The 15,269-nt window shown below is 67.9% G+C and carries 15 protein-coding genes; 6 read left to right on the top strand and 9 right to left on the bottom strand.

Annotation, left to right across the window (positions count from 1 at the left end; translation table 11 throughout):
• Positions 1 to 132: 132 nt before the first annotated feature.
• Positions 133 to 801: a glutathione S-transferase family protein gene (locus AC1RSI_RS02175; RefSeq protein ID WP_035307283.1), complete on the bottom strand. Its 669-nt coding sequence runs from the start codon at positions 799 to 801 to the stop codon at positions 133 to 135.
• Positions 802 to 979: 178 nt separating this feature from the next.
• Between AC1RSI_RS02175 and AC1RSI_RS02170 the strand changes: the two genes are divergently transcribed.
• Complete coding sequence (locus tag AC1RSI_RS02170; protein WP_008264346.1) at positions 980 to 1,855, top strand: LysR family transcriptional regulator; 876 nt, start codon at positions 980 to 982, stop codon at positions 1,853 to 1,855.
• 78 nt (positions 1,856 to 1,933) lie between these two features.
• Here the strand turns inward: AC1RSI_RS02170 and AC1RSI_RS02165 are convergent, their stop codons facing one another.
• The 5 genes from AC1RSI_RS02165 to AC1RSI_RS02145 are packed head-to-tail and all read right to left on the bottom strand — an operon-like array spanning position 1,934 to position 6,516.
• Positions 1,934 to 2,350, bottom strand: a complete 417-nt coding sequence (locus AC1RSI_RS02165) for a hypothetical protein (RefSeq protein ID WP_008261317.1) — start codon at positions 2,348 to 2,350, stop codon at positions 1,934 to 1,936.
• Between the two features lie 53 nt (positions 2,351 to 2,403).
• Positions 2,404 to 3,177, bottom strand: a complete 774-nt coding sequence (locus AC1RSI_RS02160; protein ID WP_008259933.1) for a creatininase family protein — start codon at positions 3,175 to 3,177, stop codon at positions 2,404 to 2,406.
• A 26-nt stretch (positions 3,178 to 3,203) separates the two neighbouring features.
• On the bottom strand, positions 3,204 to 3,833 hold the full coding sequence (locus AC1RSI_RS02155; protein WP_008264314.1) for a TetR/AcrR family transcriptional regulator: 630 nt from the start codon (positions 3,831 to 3,833) through the stop codon (positions 3,204 to 3,206).
• Entirely contained in the window at positions 3,833 to 5,440 is a 1,608-nt protein-coding gene (locus AC1RSI_RS02150; protein WP_008259473.1) for a DHA2 family efflux MFS transporter permease subunit, read from the bottom strand. The genes AC1RSI_RS02155 and AC1RSI_RS02150 overlap by 1 nt, the downstream gene beginning before the upstream one ends.
• Positions 5,437 to 6,516 carry an HlyD family secretion protein gene (locus AC1RSI_RS02145; RefSeq protein ID WP_154726137.1) on the bottom strand — a complete coding sequence of 360 codons (1,080 nt, stop codon included), beginning with the start codon at positions 6,514 to 6,516 and terminating at the stop codon, positions 5,437 to 5,439. The genes AC1RSI_RS02150 and AC1RSI_RS02145 overlap by 4 nt, the downstream gene beginning before the upstream one ends.
• A 123-nt stretch (positions 6,517 to 6,639) precedes the next feature.
• On the opposite strand from AC1RSI_RS02145, the gene AC1RSI_RS02140 reads away from it, so the two are divergent.
• Positions 6,640 to 7,941 (top strand): flavin monoamine oxidase family protein, encoded by a 1,302-nt coding sequence (locus AC1RSI_RS02140; protein WP_154726138.1) that lies wholly within the window; start codon positions 6,640 to 6,642, stop codon positions 7,939 to 7,941.
• Positions 7,938 to 8,693, top strand: a complete 756-nt coding sequence (nth, locus tag AC1RSI_RS02135; protein ID WP_154726139.1) for an endonuclease III — start codon at positions 7,938 to 7,940, stop codon at positions 8,691 to 8,693. Before AC1RSI_RS02140 ends, nth begins: the two co-directional genes overlap by 4 nt.
• On the opposite strand, the gene AC1RSI_RS02130 is transcribed toward nth, so the two are convergent.
• Positions 8,690 to 9,136 carry a MarR family winged helix-turn-helix transcriptional regulator gene (locus tag AC1RSI_RS02130; protein WP_008260735.1) on the bottom strand — a complete coding sequence of 149 codons (447 nt, stop codon included), beginning with the start codon at positions 9,134 to 9,136 and terminating at the stop codon, positions 8,690 to 8,692. The genes nth and AC1RSI_RS02130 overlap by 4 nt on opposite strands.
• Positions 9,137 to 9,361: 225 nt before the next feature.
• Here AC1RSI_RS02130 and AC1RSI_RS02125 point away from each other — a divergent pair, with 225 nt between their 5' ends.
• Positions 9,362 to 10,825 carry a methyl-accepting chemotaxis protein gene (locus AC1RSI_RS02125; protein ID WP_154726140.1) on the top strand — a complete coding sequence of 488 codons (1,464 nt, stop codon included), beginning with the start codon at positions 9,362 to 9,364 and terminating at the stop codon, positions 10,823 to 10,825.
• On the opposite strand, the gene AC1RSI_RS02120 is transcribed toward AC1RSI_RS02125, so the two are convergent.
• Positions 10,822 to 11,694: an ATP-grasp domain-containing protein gene (locus AC1RSI_RS02120; RefSeq protein ID WP_008263468.1), complete on the bottom strand. Its 873-nt coding sequence runs from the start codon at positions 11,692 to 11,694 to the stop codon at positions 10,822 to 10,824. The genes AC1RSI_RS02125 and AC1RSI_RS02120 overlap by 4 nt on opposite strands.
• Before the next feature lie 92 nt (positions 11,695 to 11,786).
• Here AC1RSI_RS02120 and AC1RSI_RS02115 point away from each other — a divergent pair, with 92 nt between their 5' ends.
• Positions 11,787 to 12,803, top strand: a complete 1,017-nt coding sequence (locus AC1RSI_RS02115) for an adenosine kinase (protein WP_008258937.1) — start codon at positions 11,787 to 11,789, stop codon at positions 12,801 to 12,803.
• Positions 12,804 to 12,963: 160 nt separating this feature from the next.
• On the opposite strand, the gene AC1RSI_RS02110 is transcribed toward AC1RSI_RS02115, so the two are convergent.
• Positions 12,964 to 14,094 carry an aromatic ring-hydroxylating oxygenase subunit alpha gene (locus tag AC1RSI_RS02110; RefSeq protein ID WP_035307262.1) on the bottom strand — a complete coding sequence of 377 codons (1,131 nt, stop codon included), beginning with the start codon at positions 14,092 to 14,094 and terminating at the stop codon, positions 12,964 to 12,966.
• A 109-nt stretch (positions 14,095 to 14,203) separates the two neighbouring features.
• Here AC1RSI_RS02110 and AC1RSI_RS02105 point away from each other — a divergent pair, with 109 nt between their 5' ends.
• Positions 14,204 to 15,169 carry an alpha/beta fold hydrolase gene (locus AC1RSI_RS02105; RefSeq protein ID WP_035307260.1) on the top strand — a complete coding sequence of 322 codons (966 nt, stop codon included), beginning with the start codon at positions 14,204 to 14,206 and terminating at the stop codon, positions 15,167 to 15,169.
• Positions 15,170 to 15,269: the final 100 nt, after the last annotated feature.

Here is a 15,269-nt window from a genome sequence, read left to right as displayed (position 1 = left end):
GGGGAGCCGGAGAGGGGGCGGCGGCGGAGTTGTTTTTGCCGCTGAGGTGAGGGGGATTTCGGGCGTGCAGCGTTGGCCACTAGCTCGGCTTGTGCGCAATGCGCCGACGCCTGAAGGCGTCGGCGCTAAGCTTCACAGTTTGATTCCGGCCGCGTCGAGAGCGCCGTCGATGCGAGCATCGACCTCCTGCTTGGTGGCGGCCCACGCGGGCGCCGTCTTCAACAGTCGCTGCTGCCAAGCGACCAAGTTAGGGAATTCGTTGAGCGGGATTTTGGTCCGCTCATTCTGCGAGAAAGGTCCTGCGATATCGAGGTCGGCCAGCGTCAGCCGATCGCCGACGATGAACTGTCGATCCGCGAGATGGGCGTCCAGCACCGCTGCCGCAGCGCGGATTTTGGCGAACGCCAACTGCACGATGGTCTCGTCCGCAGGCAGGCCCACGAAACGCTTGGCGAGCACCTCGTCGAAGGTGAGCGTCGCGAAGACCCGCCACTGTTCGCCCGACCAAAACATCCACTGAAGGATCTCGTACCGTTCGCGCGTCGTGGCGCCGGCGAGGTCGCTGCCCGCCTTCTCCGCGAGATAAAGATTGATCGCCGAAGACTCGTAGAGAACGAAGTCGCCATCCACCATCACAGGCGAAAGGCCGTGCGGATTGAGCTCTAGGAACTCCGGCGTGTGGCTCTCGCCCTTGAAGAGGTCGATGTTCACGCGTTCGATCGGCACGCCCATCGCGGCTGATGCTGACGTGACGCGACGCAGGCTTCCCGAGCCTGGGTCGCCATAAATCTTGATCGACATTGGAACTCGCTCCGTATTTTTAGGTATCGATTGAGTTCGGCAATAACCTACCGAAGATCAAACGATGAGACGGCGTGATCGCCGTGAGAGAGGAATTAGGCTATCCGCCAGAGGCCGTGTATCAGTCGAATTCGAACAGGTTATATTCGGATTTCGAATGAGTGACCGTTGGCAGGAGATGGCCGTTTTCGTCCGCGTGGCCGAGGGCGGCGGCCTTTCGCGGGCGGCCCGCGAGCTGAACCTATCGCAGCCCTCGGTATCGCGCATCATCGGCGCGCTGGAGGCGCGTCTGGGCACGACGCTGTTGTTGCGCACTACCCGCAGCATCTCCCTGACGGAAGCCGGGTCTCTGTACCTGGAGCGTGCAAGACATCTGCTCGCGGAGATGGAGGAGGCCGAGCAGGCGACCCGAGGGCTTGACTCGCTGCACGGCGTGCTCCGCCTCGCCATGCCGGTGCTCTATGGCGCGCGCGCGGTCATTCCGGCGCTGGCGACGTTCCTGCCGCTGCATCCGGATCTCCGAGTCGAAATTGTCATGAGCGACGCGCGCCAGAACCTCGTCACGGAGGGGGTCGACGTGGCCATACGCCTAGGAGTCGGGCCGCTCGACGACTCCACCTTCGGCGCTCGCAGAATCGCGCGGGTCGAACGGCTGGTGGTCGCCGCGCCCGCCTATCTCTCTTCACGTGGCGAGCCTGCAAGTCCCGCTGAACTCGCCGGGCACGATTGCATTGTCCAGCACGGATTGTTCGGCCGCGAGAGCTGGCGCTTCACGCACAATCACACCGCTACGTCAGTCGATGTCTCGGCGAAACTCTGGATCAACTCGGCGCCAGGGGTCCTTGCAGCCGCAGTCGCAGGGCTCGGCGTCGCGCTGGCCACCCGCGTCATGGCAGGAGAAGAACTGCGCAGCGGCCAGCTTGTACAATTGCTCGATCGCTATCGTCTCGAACCCGCCGAGGTTTACGCTGTTTTTCCGGCGGGGCCGCGGCCGTCAGCGAAAGTACGGGCCATCGTGGATCACCTAGCAGCATCGCTTGATGCGTCCGGCTAGCCCTTTTGCTCGCCGCGCTAGTCCGAATATCCGCATCCCAGGTCAAGCCCGAAGATGACGGGGGGTGAGCGGTTGCCCCTACGACTTCCTCAACCGCTTGGCGTTGGCGACGGCGGTCTTGTGGATGGGGGTCAGGGCGTCGGTCTGGGCCTGGGTCAGTTCGGCGTTCAGGGTCAGGGCCTGGCCGGCGGCGCGGCTCCACCAGCCCAGGGCGTAACGGAACTGGGCCTGGGCGGCTTCGGCCGGGGTCCGGGCGCCGGCGATTTCAGTCGCCGCCTGCAGGGCGCGTGCGCCTTCGTCCAGGGCGGCCTGGCCCAGGCGTTTGCCGACGGTCCCGGCGCTGGCGGCGAGCGCGGCGGCGGAGGCGGACAGGGCCTCGGTCTTTTCCGAGCTCATCAGCGACAGTTCGACCCTGTCCTGGCCGGCCGGATCGGTCAGGCCGTGGACCATCAGGGTGGTGCGCGCCGCGATGACCTCGGCCGAGGCGGACAGCATTTCGGCGCCCAGAACAGCCGGTGTTGGAACGCCGGTGGCGCAGGTCTTGCGGGTCAGGACGCGTCTCCGGGCCGGGCCTCGGCGGCGAAGGCCGCGACGTCGGACAGCAGGGCGGGGACGGCCAGGTCGATGATGCGGCGGCCCTTTTCGGGGTTGGCCTGGGCCGGGTCGGAGCCGATGCGGCCGTCGGGGAAGCGGGCGCGATAGTCGAGGGCGTCGCGGATCGGGCCGCTGGGCGCGATCTGGGGGCTGTAGTCGGCCGTCTTGATCCGGTCGGGATAGGCGGCCTGGGTCACGGCGATCTCGGACGGGGTGGCGTGCATGCCGTGGCCGGTGGGGAAGATCGAGTTGCACAGGCCCTGGACGCCCGGCAGGTCCCACCAGTTCTTGAGCTTCAGAACAAATGGGGGTTCGTCCTCGACGAAGCTCCATTCGGCGTAGATTTCCGAGAAGGTCGCCTCGATGGTGGCGACGTTGCCGCCGTGGCCGTTGAGGAAATAGATCCGCTCGAACCCGTGGCGGCTGAGCGACGAGACCCAGTCGGTGATGGCGGCCATGAAGGTGGAGGGGCGCAAGGAGATGGTGCCGGCGAAGGCCAGGTGGTGCTGGGCCATGCCGATGTTGAAGGTGGGGGCGACCATCAGGGCGGCGTCCGAACGCTCGGCCTCGTGGGCGATGATCTCGGGGCACAGCCAGTCGGTGCCCAACAGGCCCGTCGGCCCGTGCTGCTCGTTGGAGCCGATCGGCACGACGACCGTCTTCGACAGGGGCCGGCCCGACGCGATCTGGGCGTCGATCTCGGGCCAGGACGACAGGTGGATCAGCATGGGCGAACTCCTCTACGCGGCGGGTCTCAACTAGCGCGATCCTGGCCAGGCGCATAGGCGGTCGGCGCATAGGCCGCGACGAAGACCCGTGCGGCCTCGCGGGCGCGGCGGAGGCGGTGGTCGGCGTCGATCTGGGGCACGTTCAGCATGGCCCGCAGATGGCCGTGGCCCAGGACCAGGCCCGAGAACATCTCGGCCGCCCCGTCGGGGTCGGGCACGTTCAGCCGGCCCGCGCGCGTCTGGTCCGCCAGCCAGGCCGACAGCAGTTTCAGGCTGCGCAGGGGCCCGGCCTCATAGACGGCCTGGGCGATCTCGGGAGCTTCGGTCGACATCAGCACCACGCCGCGCATCGAGCCGACCTTGTCCGGGTGGCAGATGCGCTCCAGCAGGCTCAGGGCCAAGGCCTCCAGCACCGCGGCAGGGTCGCCGGGCGCCTTCAGCGGCGCCGCCACCGCGTCGGACCTCTGGCTGGCCATGGCCCGGGCGATCTCCAGCTTGGAGGCGAAGCGGTTGTAGACCGTCTGTTTGGAAACGCCGGCGACGCGGGCGATTTCGTCCATCGACACCGCCAGACCCTTGTCCGCGAACAGGGTCGCGGCGGCGTCGAGGATGGCCTCGCTCTTCTTCTCGTCGACCTGACCCCGGCGGCGGGCCATCAGTGGGCGTCCGACGGGGGCGCGCCCGGCTGGGCCTTGACCGGCTGGGCCAGCAGGGTGACGAAGGCGGCGCCGGCGCACATGATGCCCAGCAGGGCGAAGGCGTCGCCGAAGGCCATGGTCGTGGCCTGTTTCTGCAGAATTCCATAGACGGCCTTCATCGCAGAGGCGGCCGGGTCGATGGTGCCCGCGAACCTCTGGGCCATGCCGGCCATCATGTGACGCATCGCCTGGTCGCCCTGGGTGATGCCGCTGGTAAGCTCGCCGATATGGACAGCGGTATTGGTGGTCAGGCCGGTGTTCAGGATCGCCAGGCCGAAGGCCCCGCCGACGTTGCGCGACAGGTTCACCAGACCCGAGGCGTTCTTGACCATGTGCGGCGGCAGGGTGGCCATCGTCACCTGCTGCGAGGCGATCATCGCCAGCATGACGCCGACGCCCCGGAAGGCCTGGACCGAGGCGAACTGCCAGAAGCCCCATTCGTCCGTGACCAGCCGCGCCTCCCACATGCCCCAGGCGCACATCATGAAGCCGCCGAACATCAGGATGCGGGCGTCCATCTTGCGCACCAGCCGCCCGGCGAAGGGGGCGGTGGCGAACATGGCCAGGCCGGAAACCACCATGGTCGTGCCCACCTCGGCCGACGAATAATCACGCACCCGGCCCAGGAACAGCGGCAGCAGGAAGGTGCCGCCGAACAGGGCGAATCCCACCGTGAAGGTCATGATGAAGCCGACCAGGAAGTTGCGGTTGGTGAAGGCGCGCAACTCGACGATCGGCTGGCGATAGGTCAGCGAGCGCCAGACGAAGACCGGCCCCGCCACGGCCGCGACCACCGCCAGAAGCAGGATGGAGGTGTCGTCGAACCAGTCGTTCCTGGCGCCCTCCTCCAGCACATACTGCATGCTCATCAGGAAGACGGCCATGAAGCCCAGGCCCCACCAGTCGAAGCCCTTGGCCAGGGACGGGTCGCCCTTGTCGAAGTTTCCGTAGCGGCCGACCAGGAAGAGGACCAGCAGGCCCGGCGCCACATTGATGAAGAAGAGCCAGCGCCAGCTGAGCCATTCGGTCAGGTGTCCGCCCAGGGTCGGGCCGACGGTCGGGGCCAGGGTGACGATCAGGCCCATGACCACGCTGGCCGTGACCCGCTTGTCCGGCGGGAAGGCGGTGAAGGCCACGGCGAAGACGGTCGGGATCATGGCCCCGCCGACGAAGCCCTGGATGGCCCGGAACAGGATCATCATGTCGATGGAGGTCGACAGGCCCGTGGCGATGCTCATCAGGACGAAGCCGGCGCACGAGGCCAGGAACAGCTTCTGGGTGCCCCATAGCCGCGACAGGAAGCCGGACAGGGGGATCATCACCACCTCGGGGATCAGATAGGCGGTCTGGATCCAGCTGATCTCGTCCGCCGAGGCGCCGACGCCGGCCTGGATCTGGGGCAGGGAGGCGGCGACGATCTGGATGTCCAGAATGGCCATGAACTGGCCCACCACCATGCCGGCGAAGCCGAGCAGCAGCATGGTCCAGTTGATCTCGGGATGGCCGGCGACGGGGCTCTGCGGCGTGACCCCGCCCCCAGCCGCAGCCGGGTTGGCGGTGGTCACGGGCGAGGCGTCCCGATGGAGGCCTCGGCGAAGCTCTGGCCACCCTGGCTCTTCAGATCGACCTTGACGTCAACCGACAGGCCGGGACGCAGGGCCAGGCTGCGGTCGGCGCCGCTGACGACGATCCGCACGGGCACCCGCTGGGTGATCTTGGTGAAGTTGCCGGTGGCGTTCTCGACCGGGATCAGGGCGAATTCGGACCCGGTGGCGGGGGCGAAACTGTCGATCCGGCCCTCGATCTTGCGGCCGGGGAAGGCGTCGGCGGAAATCTCGACCGTCTGGCCCAGTCGCATCCGGTCCAGCTGGGTCTCCTTGAAGTTGGCGACGATATAGGTCTGGGTCAGGGGCACGATGGACAGCAGCTGGGTTCCGGCGTTGACGTATTGGCCGGGCCGGACGCTGCGGGCGCCGACGACGCCGGCGATGGGGGCGCGGATGACGGTGCGTTCCAAGGCGATGCGGGCGGTTTCGACCACGGCGCGGGCCTGTTCGACGGCGGCGACGCTCTGTTCGCGCGTCGAGCCCAGCACCCCGGCGGTGCGCTGTTCGGCGACCAGGGCGGCCTGGGCCTGTTGCACGCTGGCGTCGGCGGTGGCGGCGCCGGCGCGTTCGGTCTGGATCCGCTGCTGCGAGACCCAGCCCTGCTGGGCCAGCTTGCCGTAGCGGTCGACCTCGGCGCGGGCGAGACCCGCCTGGGCGCGGGCCTGGGTCACGGCGGCGGCGCGGGCGGCGATGGCGGCCTTCTCCTGCTCGGCCTGGGCGTCGACATTGCCGACGGCGGCGATGGCCGCCTGGAGATTGGCCTCGGCGCGGGCCAGTTCGGCGCGTTGATTGGCGTCGTCCAGCCGGACCAGGATCTGACCGGCCTCGACCCGCTGGTTGTCGCCGACCAGGACCTCGGTCACTCGGCTCGCCAGCTGGGGGCTGATCAGGGTGGTGTCGGCCTGGACGAAGGCGTTGTCGGTGCTTTCCCACCTCTGGCCGTTGATCCACCAGACGATCCCGCCCGCGACCAGGGCGAGGCCGACGAGAATGGCGGCGAACAGGGGCAGGCGTTTCTTCAGTTCAGGCGACATGGGACATCCGGGGGGAGGGTGCGGCGTTTTGAAGCGGGGCTAAAATGGACGTCGCCGTCCAAAAATCAATGTCCAATCGCGAAGAGGCCGATCAAAGCCTCTTTTCGTGTATGTCCTCGGCCCATGAGCGACCGCGCCCGAGCCTCCCATCCGCTGCCGTCCCAGGTCGATGTCGTCGTGATCGGCGCGGGCGCGGCCGGGATCGCAGCCGCGCGCCGGCTGATGCGGCCCGGCCTGTCGGTCCTGGTGCTGGAGGCCCGCGACCGGATCGGCGGACGCGCCTGGACGGCGCGGGTCGAGGGCGAGGGTCTGGACATGGGCTGCGGCTGGCTGCACTCGGCCGACGACAATGTCCTGGCCGGGCGGGTCGAGGCCGAAGGGCTGACGCTGGACCAGACGCCGCCGCCGTGGCGGACCCAGGCCTTCGACCACGAGATCACGCGGGCCGATCTGGCCGAGTTCGGCGAGGCCTTCGCCGCCTTCGACCAGCGTGTGACGGAAGCGGCCGGGCGGGGCGAAGACCGGCCCGCGTCCGACTTCTTCGACCCGGACTGTCGCTGGAACGCCCGGATGGACGCCATTTCGGGCGCCCTGAACGGGGCGCGGTTCGCCGAGGTGTCCAGCCTGGATTACGACGCCTATGGCGACACCGGGGTGAACTGGCGGGTGCGCGAAGGTTATGGCCGGCTGATCGCCCGTCTGGGCGAGGCGGTGTCCGACGTCGTGGTGCGCGACTGCGCCGTGCGCCGGATCGACCGGTCCGGCCCCCTGCTGCGGCTGGAGACCAGCCGGGGCGAGCTGACGGCGCGGGTGGTGATCCTGACGGTTCCCAACAGTCTGATCGCCACCGAGGCGGTGCGGATCGATCCGCCCGTTCCGGCCTGGCTGGAGGCGACGGCGGGCGTGCCTCTGGGGCTGGCGTCCAAGGTGCATATGACGGTGCGGGGCGCGGGCGATTTCCAGCCTGACACCCAGTTGTGGGCCCGGATCGATACGGCCGAGACCGGCGGCTATCACCTGCGGCCGTTCGGGCGGCCGATGATCGAGGCCTATTTCGGCGCCGGGCTGGCCTGGGGGCTGGAGGCGGAGGGGCCCGCCGCCCTGGTCGATTTCGCCGTGTCCGAACTGGTGGCGGCCCTGGGGTCGAACCTGCGGCGGCGGTTGGAGGCCGTGGCCGTGTCGAACTGGGGCGTCGATCCCTGGTCGCGCGGCGCCTATTCCCACGCCCTGCCGGGCCATGCGGGGGACCGGGCGAAGTTACGGATCGCGGTCGAGGACCGGATCTTCCTGGCGGGCGAGGCGACGGCGCCGGTCTATTACGGCACGGCCCACGGGGCCTGGATGGAGGGCGAACGGGCGGCGGATGCGGCCCTGACCAGCCTGGGTCTTGACCCGCGCCGCGACGACGGCGACAGCGAGGCATGACGCCGACCAAGGTCCGAAAACCTGTCGCCAAGCGGCGCAAACCCGGTCCGAACCGCCCGGCGGTGATGACCGGCGCGTCTGTGCCCGTGCTGCGCTGGCCGCCGGACGAGGACCGGGTCGAGGCCATTTTCGAGCGTCTGTCCGGCGTCATGCCCGAGCCGAAGACCGAGCTGAACTTCTCCAACCCCTTCACCCTGGTCGTCGCGGTGGCCCTGTCGGCCCAGGCGACGGACGTGTCGGTCAACAAGGCGACCGAGCGGCTGTTCCGGGTGGCGGACACGCCGCAGAAGATGCTGGCCCTGGGGGAGGAGGGGCTGATCCCCTACATCGCCTCCATCGGCCTGTATCGCGGCAAGGCCCGCAACGTCATCGCCCTGTCCCGCCTGGTGCTGGAGAAGCACGGCGGCGAGGTTCCGCTGAACCGGGCCGATCTGCAGGCCCTGCCCGGCGTGGGGCGCAAGACCGCCTCGGTGGTGCTGAACGAACTGGGGATCGAGGCCGCCATCGCGGTGGACACCCATGTCTTCCGCGTCTCGCACCGGCTGGGCCTGGCCAATGCGGCCACGCCCGACAAGGTGGAGGCCCAGCTGTTCAAGGTCGTGCCGGAGCAGTGGCTGCCCAAGGCGCACCACTGGCTGATCCTGCACGGACGCTACACCTGCACGGCGCGCAAACCCAAATGCCTGTCTTGCGTCATCGCCGACCTGTGCCCGTCGCGGGCGGGGCTGATGGCGCTGGGCGAGGCGGGCTAGGACGGTTTCGCGGCCAGGCCTGGATGGACGGCCAGACGCGCCGCCAGTTTATCCAGCACGCGCTGGGCTGTTTCCAGATCCGCCTGTGGAATATCCCCGAATATGCGGTCGCGCATTTCGGAGGCGTGGACGTCCAACTCCAGCAAGGCTTCGCGACCGGCCGGCTCGATCATGATCAGACGCACCCGGCCGTCGCCAATCATGCGGCGCCGGCTGACGAAGCCCAGCCTCTCGAGCTTGTCGAGTTGCCGGGTCAGGCTGGGGCCGGAGATCTCCAGACGGCTCGCCAATTCCGTCTGGGTCAGGCCTCTGGGAGATCCCTCCAGGAAATAGAGCAGACTGGTCCGCGCCGCCTCCTGGCCGCAGGCCTGCCGGGCTTCGGCGGCTACGGTCTGGAAACGCCGGGCCGCCAAGGTGATGGCGAAAGCGATTTTCAGTTGCAAAACTTGGCGGGGCGATAATGCTGTAGAAAGCAACTGTAACAATGGCAGGTCCTTGGATTGCGATATTCAGGGTTGAATGATCGCCTATCGTGATTTGCCGCGCTTATTCCAAATACGAGTGGATGCACTATTTGGATGCTTGTCGAGGCTAAATACATGGGCGCCGCGTCGTAACGAATTGATGTCACGATTCAGGACATCAACTGCTCGCGTAGAACGTCCGTCATGAAATCCTTCTTCCAGCCCCGCCCCTCCCCCGATGCGGCGGAGACCGCCGAGCTGCGCAGCATGATGGCGGCGGTTCAGCGGTCGCAGGCCGTGATCGAGTTCGAGCTGGACGGCACCATCATCTCGGCCAATCCGAACTTCCTCGCGGTGATCGGCTATGAGCTGGCCGAGGTTAAGGGCCGCCATCACCGCATGCTGATGGACCCCGCCGAGGCCGCCTCGCCCGCCTACACGGACTTCTGGCGTCGGCTGAACGCGGGCGAGTTCATCGCAGACAAGTTCATCCGCTATGGCAAGGGCGGCGCCCGTGCAGTGATCGAGGCCAGTTACAACCCGATCTTCGGCGCTGACGGCAAACCCTACAAGGTCGTCAAGTTCGCGACCGACGTCACGGCTGCGGAGGTCGAGCGCGAGCGCCGCGCCGAGGCTGATCGCGTGGCGGCCGAAGTTCAGGCTTCCGTCGTCCAGGCCACGGGGCGCGGCCTGTCGGCCATGGCGGCCGGCGACCTGTCGTATCGGATCGGCGAGGCCTTCCCCGGCGACTACGCCATTCTGCGCGAGGACTTCAACCGCGCCATGGCGGCCCTGGATGAGGCGGTCGCCGTCATCCGCGGCAACGCGGGGTCCATGCAGTCGGGCGCCAATGAAATCAGCAGCGCAGCCGAGGATCTGTCGCGTCGCACCGAACGTCAGGCCGCCGGTCTGGAGCAGACCGCCGCCGCCCTGGACGAGATCACCGCCACCGTCCGCAAGGCGGCTGAGAACGCTCAGGCTGCGGATGTGGTCGTGGGCCAGACCCGCAGCCAGGCCGAGACTGGCGGCGCCGTCGTCCAGCGCGCCATCACAGCCATGGGCGAGATCGAGAAATCCTCAGATCAGATCGGCCAGATCATCGGCGTCATCGATGAAATCGCCTTCCAGACCAACCTTCTGGCCCTGAACGCCGGGGTCGAGGCGGCGCGCGCGGGCGAAGCCGGTCGCGGCTTTGCCGTGGTGGCCTCCGAAGTTCGGGCCCTGGCCCAGCGGTCGGCGGACTCGGCGCGGGAGATCAAGACCCTGATCTCGACCAGCAGCACCCAGGTCAAGAGCGGGGTCGTGCTGGTCCGCGAATCCGGCGAGGCCCTGTCGGCCATCGCCGTGCGCATCAACGACATCACCCATCTGATGGGCGAGATTCGCGCCTCGACCCAGGAACAGGCCCTGGCCCTAGCCGAGGTCAATACGGCCGTGAACGAGATGGACCAGGTCACCCAGCAAAACGCCGCGATGGTCGAGGAATCGACCGCCGCCAGCCTGAGCCTGAGCCGCGAGGCGTCGGACCTGACGCAACTGGTCGGACGGTTCCAGGTCAGCGAAGGCGGCGCCGACCGCGCCCCGGCCCCGATTCGTGACGCCCACGCCCGGATCGCGGCCTTTGCGGCCGTTCGGGCGCCGGCCCGCTCGCGTCAGGCGGGCTTCTAGCCGCCCAGCCGTTCGCTGACGGCGCGGGCGAACCCAGCGCCGTCGGCCGGATCATGGTCCAAGTAGAAGTCGGGCTCGATCAGTTCCGCCTCCATCAGCACCCAGGCGCCGGCGTCGTCGCGGGCCATATCAATGCGGGCGTAGAGCAGCGGCTCCTCGATGGCGGCCAGCACCTGTTCGGCCAGGGCCATCGCCGCCGCGTCCGGCGTCACGGCCGTATAGAGGCCGCCGAACTGGATCTGGATGCGGAAGTCGCCGGGCACAGGCCGCTTGTTGACCGCATGGCTGAACCGGCCGCCGAAGAAGAGCAGCGAGGTCTCGCCCTCGGTCTCGATCGATTTCAGATAGGGCTGGATCATGGCCGGGCCTTGCGGGGCATCGGTCAGAGGCTGGCCGGGCGTGAGACGCAGGGTGCGGAAGGCTCCGGCCGAGACGGTCGGCTTGACGATCAGCACCGGGGCTCCAGTTTCCGCAAAGGCCGCATCCACCTGGTCCTGAGTGATCGCCTCGCTCGACCGCGTCGGCGGAATGGGCACGCCCTTGTCGACCAGTCGCGCCAGATAGGTCTTGTCCGAGTTCCAGCCCAGCACCGAGGCCGAATTGGCGACCGGCAGGCCCGCTTCGGTCCAGGTCACGCAGGCCTTCAGCCAGCGGGCATGGTCGCGGTGATAGCCCCAGGCGATGACCGGCAGGATCAGGTCATAGGCGGCCAGAGCCGAGGCGTCCTCGACATGATCGGTCCAGGGCGTCGCCGTAACCGTCGCGCCGGTCCCTTCCAGCGTCGCCGTCAGCCTTGTCAGCACCTCGGGCCAGCGGCCGATGTAGGATTTGTCGGTCGGATCGGGGGTCAGGACGGCGATCTGGGTCATGACGCCTCCGTATCGCAACCCGCCGACGCATATAAGGGCTTCCTTATATGTTTTCGGGTGACGTGCGGGCCTTCAACCGCTAAGGCGCGACCATGACCCAGAACACCGCCCAATATGACGTCTGCGCTGTCGGCAACGCCATCGTCGACGTGCTCAGCCCCTGTGACGCCGCCTTCCTGACGGCCCAGGACCTGGCCCCCAACTCGATGCAGCTGGTCGACGCCGAACGCAGCGCCGCCCTGTATGACGCCATGGCGCCGGGGGTCGAGGCCTCGGGCGGATCGGCCGGCAACACCGTGGCGGGCGTCGGCTCGTTCGGCGGCCGGGCGGCCTATATCGGCAAGGTGGCCGATGATGTCCTGGGCGAGGTGTTCAGCCACGACATCCGCGCCGCCGGCGTCCACTTCGACACCCCGGTCCTGAACGGCGGGGCGGACAACGGCTTCGGCACCGGCCGTTGCCTGATCAACGTCCTGTCGGACGGGGCGCGGACCATGGCGACCTTCCTGGGCGCCGCCAACCAGCTGTACGCCGACGACATCGACGAGGCCCTGATCGGGGCCAGCCAGATCGTCTATCTGGAAGGCTATCTGTTCGACCCGGCCCCGGCCCGCGCCGCCTTCGAACGCGCCGCCGCCGCCGCGCACAAGGCCGGCCGCAAGGTGGCCATCACCCTGTCGGACACCTTCGTCGTCGCCCGCTGGCGGGCCGAACTGCTGAGCTTCATCGAACAGTCGGCCGACATCGTCCTGGCCAACGAAGCCGAACTGGCCGCCCTGTTCGAAACCGAAGATTTTGACGCCGCCGCCGCGAAACTGGCCGCCATCGTCGAGATCGCCGCCGTGACGCGTGGCGAGCACGGCTCGGTGGTGATCGCCGGCGACGAGCGGGTGACGGTCGCCGCCTATCCGGTCGCCAAGGTCATCGACACCACGGGCGCCGGCGACCAGTACGCCGCCGGCTTCCTGCTGGGCGTCGCGCGCGGCCTGACGCTGGAAGAGGCCGGCAAGCTGGGCTCGCTGGCCGCCTCCGAAGTCATCGCCCACTGGGGCCCGCGGCCGATGGTGAAACTGGCCGATCTGGCCGGTGAAGCCGGATTGAGGCTGTAAACGATTCTTCCTTCTCCCCTTGCGGGAGAAGGTGGCCGAGCGCAGCGAGGTCGGATGAGGGGGCGGCGGATGCACGACGACCCTGTCCGACCCAACATCTAACAACCCCTCATCCGGCCCTTCGGGCCACCTTCTCCCGCAAGGGGAGAAGGAAGCGGATTCAGCTCTTCCACCGCAGCGTCGTGGGCTGGATCGGGTTGACGAACTCCCGCCCCTCAGCCCGGCTCTTCGCCCATTCGCGCTTCAGCTGCTGGTACCATTTGGCCTGTTTGTCGGCGTCGTCGATCCAGATCAGGGCGGGGTCGTAGCGCAGGCCTTCGTTCTGCAGGTTCACCATGCCGCCGTCCTGTTTCAGGAAGGCGACCACCCCCATGCGCAGGAAGGGCTTGGCCAGGTCGAAGACCCAGTGGTCCGACCAGAAGATCTGGGTGATGCGGGTCCTGGTCTCGCTGATCGGGGTCAGGCAGGTCAGGGCCAGGACCTGTTTCTCCCCGACCTGGATATGCTCCCAGCGATAGCCGGGCAGGCGGAAGGTGATCTCCGTCGCCGGGGCGCCGCCCAGGATCCTGTAGAGCCGGCTGTTGGATGAGGGGGTGTGACGCACCATGGCCCAGCCGAAGTCGGCGGGAGCGAAGGCCTTGGCCTTTTCGTGCATCGAATGTTCGGACCGCCACCACCATTGCTGGTGGACATACGGCCCGTGGGCCGGGTCCATCAGGCCGACGACAGCGTGGTCGATATGGCTGTCGAACTCCATCGCCTCGACCAGTTTCGGGCCTGATCCGACCACGCCCGGGAAGACGGGGGGCGCGTGGTCCGGCTCCATCGGATTGCGGGCGTCGGACGCCATCCAGACGAAGACCATGCCCTGGCTCTCGCGCACCGGAAAGGCGCGCACCTTGATGCGATTGGCCTCGAACGCCTGGTCCTCGACCAGGGACGGAATGGCGGCGCAGACCCCGTCGGGGCGGAAGCGCCAGCCGTGATAGGGGCATTCGATGGTCTCGCCCTCGCCGGGCTTTTCGACCAGTTTCCCGGCTGACAGGGGCGCGGCGCGGTGGGGGCAGATGTCGCGCATCGCATAGACGGCGCCCGCGCGTGTGCGGCCGATCAGGACGGGCTCGCCCATGATCTCGTAGCGTTTCAAGCCGGCCGGAGCGACGTCGCGGGACAGGGCGACGAAGTACCAGGCGTCGGCGACGAATCCCTTGCCGAAGGGCTGGGCGCCCGCCTTTGAGGGGGCGGCTTCGGCTTGAGGGGACTGGACGGGGGGAGCGTCTACAGGCTTCATGAGCGCCTTCTAACAGAGGGACGCGGGGTCTGTCCTCCCGGAGCTCATAGAGAACTTTGCAAGATAAAGTAGAGGTGGCATAACGGCCGTCTCACAGGGGAGTTTCGCCATGTTTCGCGCCTTAGGTTTCGCCGCCGTGCTGTTCGCCGCCACCGCTGTTCAAACTCCGGCTGGGGCCCAGGACGGGCATGGGGCCCATCCCGAGGTCGGCCACGGTCATCATCACGCGGAGTTCGCCTCCGACCGCATCCACGTCCGCGTGGACGGGGATATGGACGGACGCGACATCATCCTGATCCCCGGCCTCAGCTCCTCGCCCGAGATCTGGCAGGGGACGGTGGATCACCTGACGGCCCAGGACGGCGTCGGCTGGCGCGTCCATCGCATCCATGTCCAGGGTTTCGCGGGCGCCCCGGCCGAGGGCAATGCTCAAGGCGCGACGCCGACGCCGGTCGCCGCCCCGGTCGCCGAGGAGATCGCCCGCTATATCCGCGAGCAGGAGCTGATCAAGCCGGCCGTCGTCGGCCATTCGATGGGCGGGACCATCGGCCTGATGTTGGCGGTGCGCCATCCGGACAGCGTCGGCAAGCTGATGGTGGTGGACATGATCCCCTTCATGGGCGCCATGTTCGGCCCGCCCGGAACCACGGCCGAGGCGGTGACGCCGGTCGCGGACCAGATCTGGGCCGCGCAGGCCGGCAGCCCGCGCGAGGCCTATGTCGCCCAGGCGACGACGGCCATCACCGGCATGATCAATACCGAGAGCCGCCGCGAGGCGGCGCTGGAAGACATGCGGGCCAGCGACCAGAAGGTCTCGGCCGCCGCCTTCCGCGAGCTGGTGACCACCGACCTGCGGCCCGAACTGACCAGGATCACGGCCCCGACCGAAGTGCTGTACGTCAAGTTCAACGATCCGCGCATGACGCCCCAGATCACCGACGCCATCTATCAGATGTCCTTCGCCAACCTGCCCGGCGTGACCCTGAAACGGATCGACGACAGCGCCCATTTCATCATGCTGGACCAGCCCCAGGCCTTCTACGGCGAACTGGACGCCTTTCTTTCGGCGAAATAGCCGCTCACGGTCGCGTGATATCGACGGGGCCGTTTCGGCGGCGGTTCATACGCGATACATGTCCGTAGAGCTTAATCCCGCTGAGCGCGGCATCTGAAGG

It is taken from the genome of Brevundimonas sp. GW821-FHT10E09 (assembly GCF_058809375.1).
Note: the sequence above shows the minus strand (reverse complement) of the source record. Positions and strands in the feature narration are given on the sequence as shown.